10 protein-coding genes are annotated in these 13,320 nt (G+C 66.2%); 4 read left to right on the top strand and 6 right to left on the bottom strand.

The window, feature by feature from the left end:
* Positions 1 to 3 precede the first annotated feature (3 nt).
* Positions 4 to 1,188: a glycoside hydrolase family 1 protein gene (locus tag DEJ23_RS05965; RefSeq protein WP_220034202.1), complete on the top strand. Its 1,185-nt coding sequence runs from the start codon at positions 4 to 6 to the stop codon at positions 1,186 to 1,188.
* A gap of 68 nt (positions 1,189 to 1,256) precedes the next feature.
* On the opposite strand, the gene DEJ23_RS05970 is transcribed toward DEJ23_RS05965, so the two are convergent.
* On the bottom strand, positions 1,257 to 2,195 hold the full coding sequence (locus DEJ23_RS05970; RefSeq protein ID WP_146240202.1) for a hypothetical protein: 939 nt from the start codon (positions 2,193 to 2,195) through the stop codon (positions 1,257 to 1,259).
* A gap of 708 nt (positions 2,196 to 2,903) precedes the next feature.
* Positions 2,904 to 3,380, bottom strand: coding sequence for a hypothetical protein (locus DEJ23_RS15365; protein ID WP_146240203.1), 477 nt, complete (start codon positions 3,378 to 3,380; stop codon positions 2,904 to 2,906).
* Positions 3,381 to 4,169: 789 nt separating this feature from the next.
* Between DEJ23_RS15365 and wecB the strand changes: the two genes are divergently transcribed.
* The gene (gene wecB, locus DEJ23_RS05975; protein WP_111239363.1) at positions 4,170 to 5,261 is read left to right on the top strand and encodes a non-hydrolyzing UDP-N-acetylglucosamine 2-epimerase; all 1,092 of its coding nucleotides are present in this window, start codon (positions 4,170 to 4,172) and stop codon (positions 5,259 to 5,261) included.
* A gap of 837 nt (positions 5,262 to 6,098) precedes the next feature.
* Here wecB and DEJ23_RS05980 read toward each other — a convergent pair.
* The 4 genes from DEJ23_RS05980 to DEJ23_RS15370 all read right to left on the bottom strand — a co-directional run bounded on the left by DEJ23_RS05980 (position 6,099) and on the right by DEJ23_RS15370 (position 9,789).
* The gene (locus tag DEJ23_RS05980) at positions 6,099 to 6,776 is read right to left on the bottom strand and encodes a hypothetical protein (RefSeq protein ID WP_111239364.1); all 678 of its coding nucleotides are present in this window, start codon (positions 6,774 to 6,776) and stop codon (positions 6,099 to 6,101) included.
* Positions 6,777 to 6,778: 2 nt separating this feature from the next.
* Positions 6,779 to 8,131, bottom strand: a complete 1,353-nt coding sequence (locus DEJ23_RS05985; protein WP_111239365.1) for a glycosyltransferase family 2 protein — start codon at positions 8,129 to 8,131, stop codon at positions 6,779 to 6,781.
* A gap of 48 nt (positions 8,132 to 8,179) precedes the next feature.
* Positions 8,180 to 8,743, bottom strand: coding sequence for a hypothetical protein (locus DEJ23_RS05990; RefSeq protein ID WP_181429142.1), 564 nt, complete (start codon positions 8,741 to 8,743; stop codon positions 8,180 to 8,182).
* Between the two features lie 122 nt (positions 8,744 to 8,865).
* Positions 8,866 to 9,789: an Ig-like domain-containing protein gene (locus tag DEJ23_RS15370; protein ID WP_146240204.1), complete on the bottom strand. Its 924-nt coding sequence runs from the start codon at positions 9,787 to 9,789 to the stop codon at positions 8,866 to 8,868.
* A 920-nt stretch (positions 9,790 to 10,709) separates the two neighbouring features.
* Here DEJ23_RS15370 and dnaK point away from each other — a divergent pair.
* On the top strand, positions 10,710 to 12,581 hold the full coding sequence (dnaK, locus tag DEJ23_RS06005; protein WP_111239369.1) for a molecular chaperone DnaK: 1,872 nt from the start codon (positions 10,710 to 10,712) through the stop codon (positions 12,579 to 12,581).
* 3 nt (positions 12,582 to 12,584) lie between these two features.
* Positions 12,585 to 13,319, top strand: coding sequence for a nucleotide exchange factor GrpE (locus DEJ23_RS06010; protein ID WP_111239370.1), 735 nt, complete (start codon positions 12,585 to 12,587; stop codon positions 13,317 to 13,319).
* Position 13,320: the final 1 nt, after the last annotated feature.

A 13,320-nucleotide genomic window follows, 5' to 3' on the forward strand; every position in this document is an offset into this window, starting at 1 on the left:
ACGCTGCAGTTCCCCGACGGCTTCCTCTGGGGTGCCGCCACCGCCGCCCACCAGATCGAGGGCAACAACGTCAACAGCAACTGGTGGGTGCACGAGCACGAGCCGGACACCACCATCGTCGAACCCTCCGGCGACGCCGCGGACAGCTACCACCGGTACCGCGAGGACATCCGCATCGCCGCCGACCTCGGCCTGAACTCCTACCGGTTCAGCATCGAGTGGGCGCGCATCGAGCCGGAACGTGGCTTCGTGTCCCGCGCCGAGATCGACCACTACCGCCGCATGGTCGAGGCCTGCCACGAGGCCGGCATCGAACCGATCGTCACGCTCATGCACTTCACCGTGCCGCGCTGGTTCGAGCGCGACGGCTTCTGGCGGGCCCCGGACGCCGCCGACCTGTTCGCCCGGTACACCGAGGCCGCGCTCCCGGTGGTGCAGGACGGCGTCCGCTACGTCTGCACGATCAACGAGCCGAACATCGCGGCGATGCTCGCGGGCGGCGAGGACGCGTCGAACCTGGTCGCCTACGGCCTGCCGAACCCCGACCTGGGTGTCGCGGACGCGCTGCTCGCGTCGCACAGGCGTTCCCGCGAGGTCCTCTCGCAGGTCGACGGCATCCAGAGCGGCTGGACCATCGCCACGCAGGCCTTCCGCGCGAACGGGGAGCCCGGCTCCGAGGAGATGCTCCGCGAGTACGGGTACCCGCGCGACGACTGGTACCTCGAGCAGGCCGCCGGCGACGACTTCCTCGGCGTGCAGGCCTACACCCGCACGTTCATCGGGCCGGACGGTCCGCTGCCCGTGTCGCAGGACGTCGAGACCACCCTGACCGGGTGGGAGTTCTACCCCGAGGCCTCGGCCGACGGGCTCCGCAGCGCGTGGGAGCTCTCCGGCCACGTCCCGCTGATGATCACCGAGAACGGCATCGCCACCGCCGACGACTCCCGCCGGGTCGCCTACACGCAGGGCGCCCTCGAGGGGATCCACCGCTGCATCGAGGAGGGGATCGAGGTCGTCGGCTACCAGCACTGGTCCCTCCTCGACAACTACGAGTGGGCCTCCGGCTACCGCCCGACCTTCGGGCTCGTGGCTTGGGACCGCGAGACGTTCGCGCGGACGCCGAAGGACTCGGCGCGCTGGTACGGCGGGGTGGCGCAGGCGAACGCACTCGAGACGCGTCGCGACTGACGCGACCGCCTGACGGGAGGCGCGGTGCCGGCTGGCGCCGCGCCTCCCGTCCGCCTGCGGGGGCCCGGTCAGCGGGTCGCTTCGTCGCTCGACGGGTCGTCCGCCACGTACGCCTCGCCCACGGCGTGTGCGTCGAACCAGGCGAGCAGGACCTCCTCCGCCTTGCGCGAGCCGCGCTCGCGGGCGATGTCGAGCGCGCTGCGGCCCTCGGCGTCGAGCACGGTGACGTCCGCGCCCCGCTCGAGGAGCGCCTCGGTCGTCCCGCGCCGGTCGAACCAGGCCGCGGCGTGCAGCGGGGCGAAGCCCCAGCGGGCGTCGACCTCGTCGATCCCCGCCGGGTCCGCGCCGAACCCGTCGAGCTCGAGCGAGAGCCCGCCGACGTCGCCGTGGGCGGCCGCGCGCACCGCGGGGGAGGCCCACTCGACCCAACCGTCCGGCACCGGGCCGTACCAGCCGTGGGCGGGGCGTTCCTGCAGGTCGGTCCACGCCGACTCGGCGACGGGCCGGACCTCGATCACCACGTCACGGAAGTGCACGGCGAGCTCGCCGGTGGGGGAGAGCAGGAGCCGGAGCTCCCAGACGTCGGCGTCGACGTGGGCGATCTCACCGCGGGAGACCTGCACGTCGCCGGCGAGGACCGCGAGCGGCTCGGTGTCCGCGGGCTCGAGCACGGCGCGGTGGAACTCGAGCGTCACGCGGGCGTGGTTCCAGCGGCGCCAGAGGCCGTCCGGGGTGTCGAGGACCTCGTCGTTCCGGACCACGACGACGGCCCGCACCGTGCGGGTCGGCGCCTCGTCGATGCCAGCGGTGTCCGGGCTGCCCGACGGCGTCGTGGTGGCGGTCTCCTGCCACTCGGCGATCCTGGCCTCGTTCCAGGTGACCGACGCGAGGGCTGCGACCGACGGGGGCGCGTCGGTGACCAGACGGGCGAGTTGCTCGGGGTAGCCCTCGACGTCCTCGAGGGAGACGTACCCGACCCCGGGCCAACCCACTCGACTCCATCGCACGGTCCGAGGATAGTGGGGCACGCCGATCGGTGCCTCGCGCGGCTCTGGGCCACCGGCGGCGCTTCGGCATCCGGAATGTTCAGCGGCAGCGGCGATGCTGAGAGGCGGGCTCGACGGCGCAGAGACGCCGCGAGGCCGATCAGCTCCTGGCCGCTGCGCAAGTGCGTCTCCGCAATGCCAAAGCCGCACGCGCTGGCGCGGCCGCGGCCCTCTCGGTTGACGCAAAGCGCGCGCCCGGCGTCGAACCGGGCTGATCAGGTCGTACTCGGCTACGAAGACGAGTAGGACGAGTTGGCGCCGCTGAACCCAAGCGCAGAAAGCACGATCACGCTCACCCTCCACGAGTACGAGTACGAGTACGAGTACGAGGCCGACCGGATCGAGTGGTCCCTTGCGTCGTCGGAGTAGCAAGGACGCCAGAACGAGACGAAAGCGACGTCGATCCAAAGCTTTCCTTCGACGAGCTCGACTGCGACCGCGACCGAAAGACAGTGTTCGCGAACATCGTCAGCATGCGCAGATGGCTTTCCACGGTTCGGACTGCCGCCCCAAAGGCCTCCGAAGCGGCGACGAAGGCAACGGGGGCCACCCGCGAGCGTGGTTGGTAGCTCAGAGCGACCGGGGCTCCTCACCAGGATCCGCGACGCGCTGGTGTGGGTTGCTCCGATGGGTGGCCGGGTTCACTGGCCGAAATGTGCTCCGATCTCTTCACGAAGCCGTGGCTATGGTTCCTGGAGATTCGTGAGGATCTCGTGTGTCAACCGCCTGCAGCGGCTGGCTGAGAAAGTCAAGAGCGCGACCGAGCAGCGTTGCAGCGGCCGCGCCATTACCGGCGGTCGCCGCCTCCCAGAATGCGGCAACAGCGCGTTCGATGCGGCCCTCGTCGACGGTGACCCGGTACTTCCGGAGCGAGCCGGGTTCATAGAACAGAGCCAACTGCTGGGCGGCGACGGATGCGAGTGCGTCTCCATCGCACAGGAGCTGGCAGATTGCGATGGTGTTCAGCGCAGGGGTCTCGCGCGCAGGAGGAGCGGGGAGGCGCTCTGCTGCAAGATGACTGGGGAGCCTTGTCAGGCAAGCTGCACGTAACACGAACAGTGCAGTCGCGATCGTGAAGTCATCGACCAAGTCGGTGACCGCGGAGCGGCATTCGTCGAATACACGAAGATCAGGGAAGTCGATCACGCGACCACCTTGCAGTTGACGAGCGAATTCGGAATGGCGAGGAAAAGCCTGAACGGATGAGATGCGGCAGCGCCGGTCACCGTCCTTGCGGCTGGCTCGGTGCCCGCTCGAGCAGGCGGCACCGTAGGGTCGCTGCCGAGGGCGAGTCGGATAGCGTCTGCTGCGCCGCCCACGCGGCGCACTTCCGAGCATGAAAAGTGGGTGGATCTGTTCATCTGACCGAGCTCCAAATAACATCCGCATGATGGCAGCGAGGCGGTGCAGCCCTGAATCAGGGCCCGCCTCGCGCATTTCGTGATCATGGATTTGCCTGATGCCACAGCACGGCCGCGGGCGCCGGAGGACGGCTCGTGACTGGCTTGAACGCGACCCGGCTGCTGCAGCGGTTGAGGCTCGGGCCGCCGCACCGGCGTGTTCGATGGCGGCACTGAGCGCTGCGCTGTACGAACTGAGAGCCGCAACTAGGTCGGTGCGAGCTTCGCGATGGCCGGACCGAGACCATGCGGATCTCAGACGGTGCAGTCACCCCCTCGAGAAGGGGAGTCCGAGACACTTGCAGCTCGTCCTTGAGGTCAACAAGCGCGATCTTGCTCCCCGGACCCAACGCCCCAGCAACGGTCGCTTCGAGTGCGACGTCGAGAATCTGGTCGGATGGCCGCCATCGTTCGCGGTACCCCCAGCCGTGCAACGGTGCCATCGGCGTTCCTCTCTCCATCCTGAACATGTAGAACCGCGCGTACCCACACAGCATGTAACATACTAGTTAAGGCTGAATGGAGGGAAGTCGACATGAGTCGTACTGGAGCAGTTGCGATCGTCTTGGGCACCCGCCCAGAGATCATCAAGCTCGCAGGCATCATCCGCGCCCTGGAGAAAGAGGCGCGCGTGATCCATACAGGACAGCACTACGACGAGTCCATGTCCGGGCAGTTTTTCGCCCAGCTCGGCATCGGCGAGCCGGATCTGGTCCTCGACGGCATCGGAGGCATGGACCGAGGGACCCAGATCGCGAGAGGGATCGCTGCGCTCACGCAAGAGTTCACCGCACGGCGACCCGCTGCTGTCATCGTCCAAGGTGACACCAACGCGGTCTCCGCGGGAGCCCAGGCTGCCAACTACCTCGGAATCCCAGTGATCCACGTCGAGGCAGGGCTGCGATCACACGATCGCTCGATGCCGGAGGAACTCAATCGCTTGGTCGCCGGCGTGCTCGCGGACGTGCACTGCGCTGCAACTGAGACGAACGTACGGAACCTTCTAGCTGAAGGTGTGGCCGCAGACCGCGTGGTCCTCACCGGAAACACTGTCGTCGAGGCCACCCTCGAGGCGCTCGAACAGCAGCGTTGTCGGGAGGACACTCCGGATGACCTACCGGCGTCATTCGCGCTCGTCACGATCCACCGGCCTGAGAACACCGACACCGAGGCGGCTCTTCGCCGTGTACTCGAGGGGCTCCACGCACTCGACCTACCGGTGGTATTCCCTGTGCATCCACGCACCGCAGCGGCGATCGCACGATTCGGGCTGCAGGACCTCACCCGCGGGATGCACTTGCTCGAACCTGTCGGACACGCTGAGTTCCTGCAGCTCGCATCGCGCGCGAAGCTCCTCGTCGCCGACTCGGGCGGCCTCCAAGAAGAGTGCACCGTCCTGAAAAAGCCACTCCTCGTGGTCCGACAGTCCACCGAGCGGCCTGAAGCAATCGCTGCCGGATTTGCGTCCCTCGTTCCACCGACTGCGAGCATCGCCGATGAAGCAGCCGCGCTCCTCGCGAACTTCGAAGCACAGCACCTCGCGGCAACTCCCTCCCCGTACGGAGACGGGTCAGCCAGCAAGACCATTGCCGACCTCGCGCGAACCTACATCAACTCACCCGCCTGACGGGGGGGGGGGGGCAACATCAGCGGCGTGGTGGGTGAGGGTCTCCCGTCCCGTCCTGGTGGCCTCCGAACCGGCTGTACCTGCTCGCCAGACTTTCACGGAGGGCCTCGCCTGCGTCCGGTCCGCGCTGCCGACCAGTACAAGTGCGTGGGCCCAGGTGAGGGCGCAATGCGAAAGCGGTATCACGCCCACAGGGGCGTGATACCGCTTTCGCCTCAGACGGACAAGTACGGGATGGCGCAGCAATCGGCCGTGCCGTCCCCGTACGGTGCTGTGCGCCCAGCTGCCCAAGCTGAGCCGGAGGGAGGGACGCTGCACTCCAGTCACAGCTCGATCCAATGAGCGAGCGTCAGCCGGTCATGGGTCGCTCTCGGCGCTACCGGAGCACACCCCCGCCGGTCGACCCCACAGCAGCAGGATTCGAAGTTGCCTACCTCGCCGCAGCTCGTTCGCGAGCGACAGCGGCCGGTGATGCACCATCACCCGCACCAGCTGACGCACGCCCTGCCCCGCTGGTGCCCAGAATCACCCGTTGCATGATCCCCGTCACGGGCGCAACGCGCAACTGTTGACGATCATGCCGTCACTCGCTTTGTCTCACGAGCCGCGTACGCTCCGCGCCGCAGGCGTTGTCGGACGGAATACAGCGAAGCCCTCAGGCGTCTCGCCAGTCCTCAGGAAGTAACGCGTACGGAAGCTATGTTGGTGCGCGCCCTGCTCATTCTTCAGCGCCTCGGGTGTCCCATGACGTTGTCGTAGTCGCCCCGACCGGCGACAGCAAGTCGCCGGCGAAGCGCGCGACCCTGGGTGTGCTCCTATGGCGTCACCCGACCATCGCTACGCGCCCGTGATGTTCTCTTGCGAAGCTCCCCTGGGCACGCCGCGGTGTCGCTTCAAGTTCCGTCGCATGAGGGCGGCCACAGCGTTACCGAGCCCGATTGCAGTCGCAACGATGAGTATCGAGCCGTTCAGGATTTCATTGCGCCACATGTGAATGGGACTCGTTACCACCGTGCCGACGACGCCCATGAGTGCAGCGCCGATGTGCAGTACTTCCATCGATGCGAGCCGCCGTGCGTGCACGCGCGCCTGACGGGACGCATCACGGAGGCTCGCCGTGGTGACATCAGTCATGAGCAGTAGGGCATTACCGACAACGAGGGCGACAGACCCGAACGTGACCCCCCACCCGAGCTCGTACGCGCCGGTCGCCCTCCACGCGACCACGAGCGCAATCAGGAACAAGAGTTGCACAAGTACTGTAGTACGCTCGGCCGCCACAACGCCAGGGGTCATGCGGGTATACCTCGACCCGACGCCTACCCGCACTGCGACGAAAACACCGCCGATCATGACAATCACTACGAGTGCCGACGCGGGAGCATCAATGACTGTGGTTTGCCCATTGATCCACAGCAGTGCTGCGCACACGGCGACGAAGGCGGCGTCAACGAGAGTGACGCCGATGCCGTTGGCAATGGCGGGAAACTTGCGACATTGAGTACCAATGCCCATGGTTAAACCTCGATAGCGGTCGGGCCGAGAACGTGCTTCTCGGCGTTACGGCGGGTTTTCGCCCACCCAGTTTTACGGGTGATGACGCGCCAGAACGCGCGGAAGATGCAGATGTACATATAGTAGACGTAGAGCCAGGAGCCAAATCCCCAGGCGACGCCGGTCCAGAAAGCGGCGGACGGTTCACACTTGCGACGATAGATTGGTCCCCACATTGCGAAGGGGGCAATTGCGAATGTTAAGACGAGCGCCAGGAGTCCCACAAACGCGATAGGGTCACCAATCAACGAGGCGGGGTCGCTGATGCCCCACGCAATCCGGAGGCCGAGCAGTGTGACAGTAGACAGCACCCCGATCACCTGAATGAACGGCAGGATGAGGTAGTAGCAGATCTCGATGACTCCGCCGGCATCGAACTGTGGTGATTTGACAATTTCTGGAATGTACTTGATGCACTGAATGTTGCCTTGCGCCCACCGCGTGCGTTGCGTGATGAGACGACGAATGTCGGGCAGTGCTTCCTGGGACACGTGGGTCTCGTAGACGTGGCGGTTCTCGTAGCCAGCAAGCAGCACGTGCAGGCCCAGCTCGTAGTCCTCCAACAGAGCTCCGTGCCACGGATCGCCGTACTGCGAACTGATGGCATCGAGCACGCTCAGTCTCGTGAATTGTCCGTTGCCGCCGAGCCCGACCGTGCCCGTCCTGGTGCGAAGAGACTGCATGGCAGCAATCACCGTTCGGAATTCAAGGTCCTGCATGCGAAGGAGATAGGAACCGAACCAGTTGATGAGGCGGCCGCGATCCGGGTACGGGTTTTTGTCGCCACGGTTCTTCATCCACACCGCCGTCTGCGCTGCCCCGACCTTCGGGTCGCCGAACACTGACTCGGAGGAGACGATCTCAAGTGCGTTCGCCGCCATCTCGCCATCCGCGTCGACAACACCAACCACGATGCGTGAGCGGTCCGCATCAACCGGGAGCCACGCGAGCAGCTGTCGGTAGGCGGCGTTCAGCGCGTCGCCCTTGCCGGTCCGAGCCTCGGGACGGCGGCGCTGGACGACGTGCACATGATCGTCCTCGGAGGCGAATCGATCCGCGATGAGGGACGTGTTGTCGTCGCTGTCGTCGTCGATCACCCAGACATGCGCATGAGGGAAATCTGTTCGCGCACGCGTGATGGTCTCTCCGATGACGACCTCTTCATCACGGCACGGGATGAAATAGTGCCACTCGAAGTCTTCGACGTTACCGGGCTGCGTTGGCTTGTGACGGAGAAATGGTATCAGGATGAAGAAGACGTACGCGATGAACATCACCGCGAAGAGCGTGGTGAGTGCGTTGAGTACCGGGAGCATGACGAGGGCCTTCTGATCGGGTGGCGCTACTTCGGGTTAGAGGACCACTCAGCGGCGACGGACAGTACCGGTGATGATGAGCAGGACTGCGAGGCCAGCGACGAAGCCGAGGATTCCGATGACGGAACCGATGTAGGTATGGCTCAATGGGTAGCCGAGGTCCACACCCCAGGCGTCGGATGCGAACGCGATGAAGGCGAGTCGGACTTCGTTGACGCTCGTGACAACCACCCACATTGCGCCGAGCCCAGCGGCTATGCGCCACCAGTGAACGCGAGTCAGCACGAGCAGAGCCGCGGCGAGGGCGACGAGCGGTGCGATGAGGATCAGAGCGGTGCACTCGGCCGTGATGACCAGGCCAATCATGCCGGTTGGTTGTTGCAGATAAAAAGTGGTGCCCGAGGCGCCCGTACCGTGCGCAAAGGGGCTCAAGACGATCGCAGCGAGGAAAGCTTCGAAGGCCCGATAATCCTGGTTCCAGTAGACGCAGGCGAATACCGCGGCCACCATGACAAGCGCTCCGAACATGCGGACCGGACGAGTCAGGGGATTCATCGGCCGCAGCGCTCGAAGCGTTCGGCGGTTCACAGAGCCAGGTTCTGCCGTGGTCATGGGTAACTTTCGGTATCCGGGTTGTAGTGGGTAGGAACGATGCGGACATGACGATGCCGAGCCGTCAGAGCTCATCGCAATGAGCCTGTGACGGCTCGGCATCAGGTCAAAACCCCTCGGCGCTACGCGTTCTGACGGTTACGGCGAACCATCGCGGCGCCGAGAAGAGCGATCGCGGCGACACCAGCACCGCCGGCGATCATCGGATCAACCACCGGGGAGGCGAGAATGGTCGCGACGAGGTCCTTGGTCTGGACGTTGTCGCCGACGGTCTGGGTGACCTTCAGGTCGTTGTCGCCGACGGCGAGGCCGGGAACGGTGACGTGCCACGTGCCGTCGGACTTGACGGTGGTGCTGACCGTGCCCGAGGGGCCCTTGACATCGATGGCCGCGCCGGGCTCGCCGGTGCCGCTCACCACTGCGGACTTTGCCGTCGAATCCACTGAATCAACCTGTGCTGTGAGATCCGCAACCACAGCCGGATACGTCTCGATCTGGGGGAAGGTGTCGATGAACGCCACAGCGTTTGCGGCGACCCAAGCCGCGCCGTTCGCGGCAACCTCCTTTCCGTTCAGATGCCCCCTGAGAGTCCAGCCGTAACCGGTACCATCGGTGTTCGCTTCGCGCCAGAAGAACTGCTGGGAAGCATTAGACGGGTCACAGGGCTGCATGACGCCCTCGCCCTTCGTATCAGGGTTTGCGCCGCTGAACGCGATGATAGTGAGGCACTTCCCGGCCCCGGCGCCCGACTTCGCAACGAGGGGTCCGGTGCTACCGGTGCTGGGGAGCTCGAAGGTATCCGCCTTCGAAGCGGCTTCTGCTTCGGATGATGCATTTCGACCGCGAACATGTTGATCATCCTGGACATACCAGCCCACCCAAGAAAGGGGAGTGCTCGAGGCGCTGTAATTCCAGGAATACATGGGGCCGAAGACGCGATCGGCGCTGGCGGCGCTCGTCGCGTGAGCGGGCGTTGCAGCGCCGATGGCCAGGACGCCAGCGATGCCAACGGTGCTGGCCGCGGCGAGGATGTTCGAGAATCGCATTGTTATGCGGATCCTTTCAAGGTGTTTGCTTGGTTGGACAGGTTTGCCGGCTGGAGTGCGGGTGGATAGGTCTCGATGTATCGCACCGGCGGCGTCATCGAGAACTCGTTGGCGCGATGGTTGCCATCGATCGGTGCAACGTGACAGGTCGGAACGATTCGCGTAGCCCGATCATTCGAATTGAGAGCGGCAGCTCGTCGGGCGCCTCGTGCCCGATTCATGCCTCGTGAAGCCGCCTGCTCACAGGGTCATGCAGCCTGGTTGGAGCGAGTCAGCATCCAGTTCCGCAAGGCCAAGAGGATCCCGAGCACCAGGGAGGCGCTGGCGATCACAGCGGGCAGGACCATCGAGCCGCTTCCGGTGTACGCCAGCGCTGCCGCGCTACCGCCACCGATGGTGGGTCCGATCCCACTCCCAGATCCATACATGAGACTTCCTTCCAACTGCTGACGTGCCACCCTTGAGTGGCACCTGAAGTATCACATTGGAGGGTTGGTATGGCAAGCCGGGCTGACCTTGCCGCGGAGTTGCCGTCACCCTCTTGCTGATCTCGTCGCAAGTGGGGCTCTGCGGGCCCCGCGAGTGCATGCAGCCTTGCGCGCCGGTCGCGTCCGTCGGACTTGCGTCGAGGGCTGCGGCGATGCCGATCGCGGTCGCAGCCTGAAGGAGCGACCACATCCGGATGACGTGCCTCCCGGATCGGGCCGCCATTCGGCCGCGCTCTTGCAGGGAGTGGGGGCAGTGAACGCACACACTGTGGGCGTGCCGGGCGCGATGCTCATCGGAAGTTGCGTCAGCTCAGCGCAACTTGCTTCGGCCGCTTGACGCTGGGGATGTCCTGGGTAAACTTGAGCCGAGCGGACGCAACTCCGCGTAGGCTTCAGCAAGACCCACGAACCCAACCGAAGGAGCACCAACACATGGGACGTGCAGTAGGCATCGACCTCGGAACCACCAACTCGGTCGTCAGCGTGCTCGAGGGTGGCGAGCCCACTGTCATCGCGAACGCCGAGGGACTCCGCACGACGCCCTCGATCGTCGCCTTCACGAAGGACGGCGAGGTCCTCGTCGGCGAGACCGCCAAGCGCCAGGCCGTCACGAACGTCGACCGCACCATCGCCAGCGTCAAGCGCCACATCGGCACCGACTGGACGACCGACATCGACGGCAAGAAGTACACGCCGCAGGAGATCTCGGCCCGCACCCTCGGCAAGCTCAAGCGCGACGCCGAGCAGTACCTCGGCGAGGACGTCACCGACGCGGTCATCACCGTCCCGGCGTACTTCAACGATGCCGAGCGCCAGGCGACGAAGGACGCCGGTGAGATCGCCGGCCTCAACGTCCTCCGCATCATCAACGAGCCGACCGCCGCCGCGCTGGCGTACGGCCTCGACAAGGGCAAGGAAGACGAGCTCATCCTGGTCTTCGACCTCGGTGGCGGCACGTTCGACGTCTCCCTGCTCGAGGTGGGCAAGGACGACGACTTCTCGACGATCCAGGTCCGCGCGACCGCCGGCGACAACCGCCTCGGCGGCGACGACTGGGACCAGCGGATCGTCGACCACCTGATCAAGAAGTTCAAGGACGAGCACGGCGTCGACCTGTCCACGGACAAGATCGCGAAGCAGCGCCTCAAGGAGGCCGCCGAGCAGGCCAAGAAGGAGTTGTCGTCGCAGATGTCGGCGAACATCCAGCTCCCGTACCTGACGCTGACGGCCGAGGGCCCGCTGAACCTCGACGAGACCATCTCGCGCGCCCAGTTCGAGCAGATGACCTCCGACCTGCTCGACCGCACGAAGAAGCCGTTCAACGACGTCATCAAGGAGGCGGGCGTCTCGGTCAGCGAGATCGCGCACGTGGTGCTCGTCGGCGGCTCGACCCGCATGCCCGCCGTGGCCGAGGTCGTCAAGTCGCTCACGGGTGGCAAGCAGCCGAACCAGGGCGTCAACCCGGACGAGGTCGTGGCCGTCGGTGCCGCGCTGCAGGCCGGTGTCCTGAAGGGCGAGCGCAAGGACGTCCTGCTCATCGACGTCACGCCGCTGTCGCTCGGCATCGAGACCAAGGGCGGCCTGATGACGAAGCTCATCGACCGCAACACCGCGATCCCGACCAAGCGGAGCGAGACCTTCACGACCGCCGATGACAACCAGCCGTCGGTCGCGATCCAGGTCTTCCAGGGCGAGCGTGAGTTCACCCGTGACAACAAGCCGCTCGGCACCTTCGAGCTGACCGGCATCGCCCCGGCCCCCCGCGGCGTCCCGCAGGTCGAGGTCACCTTCGACATCGACGCCAACGGCATCGTGCACGTGTCCGCGAAGGACAAGGGCACCGGCAAGGAGCAGTCGATGGTCATCTCCGGCGGCTCGTCGCTGCCGAAGGAGGACATCGAGCGCATGGTCCGCGAGGCCGAGGAGCACGCGGCGGAGGACAAGGCCCGCCGCGAGGCGAACGAGCGTCGCAACCAGGCCGAGCAGCTCGTCTACTCGATCGAGAAGCTCATCAAGGAGAACGACGAGAAGCTCCCCGCGGACGTCAAGTCCGAGGTGCAGGCGGACGTCGACTCGCTGAAGTCGGCCCTCGCGGGTGACGACGACGAGGCGGTGAAGACCGCGTTCGACAAGCTCAACGAGTCGCAGGGCAAGCTCGGCCAGGCCATCTACGCCCAGCAGGACGCGGGTGCCGCAGCCGGTGGCGAGCAGCCGACTGCCGACGGTCAGGGCCAGCAGGCGGACGACGAGGACATCGTCGACGCCGAGGTCGTGGACGACGAGGACGACAAGGACAAGAAGTAACGCATGGCTGACGACACCACCAACGAGAACCCGCAGGACGAGAACCTGCCTGGAGGCTCGGCTGACGGTGCGCAGGCAGGGCGCGGCCCGGCGGACGGTTCCGCCGGGCCCGCCGGCTCGGCCGGCGCCGGCCACCCGGACGGTTCCGAGGACGGCACGACCGCGGACGTCGACGGTGCCGAGGACCTGATCGAGGCCGAGGGCCCCGACGTCGAGGTCCCCACCGACGCCCCCGCGGCGAGCGACCTGTCCCCGGAGGACCAGGCCCTGCTCGACGACGCGGCCCGCGGCATGGAGGAGGACAAGCTGTCCCAGGCCGACCGCGACCTCCTCGCCGACATGCGCGCCGACATGCTCCGCGCCCAGGCCGAGCTGGTGAACTTCCGGAAGCGCGTCGAGCGCGACCGCGAGGCGAACCGCGACGCCGTCATCGCCGAGGTCGTCCGGGCCCTGCTGCCCGCGCTCGACGACCTGACCCGCGCCGAGGCCCACGGCGACCTCGCCGAGGGCCCGATGCAGGTCATCGCGCAGAAGATCCGCGGCGGGTTCGGCAAGTTCAAGCTGGAGCAGATCGGCGAGAAGGGCGAGCCCTTCGACCCGAACGTGCACGAGGCGATCGTGCAGCTCCCGACGCCGGGTGCGACCGACCAGACCGTGGCGGACGTCGTGGAGCCGGGCTACAAGCTCGGTGACCGCGTCCTCCGCGCGGCCAAGGTCGCCGTCGCGGTCCCGGCCTGAA

The organism is Curtobacterium sp. MCSS17_008 (assembly GCF_003234185.1).
Classification (GTDB): Bacteria; Actinomycetota; Actinomycetes; order Actinomycetales; family Microbacteriaceae; genus Curtobacterium.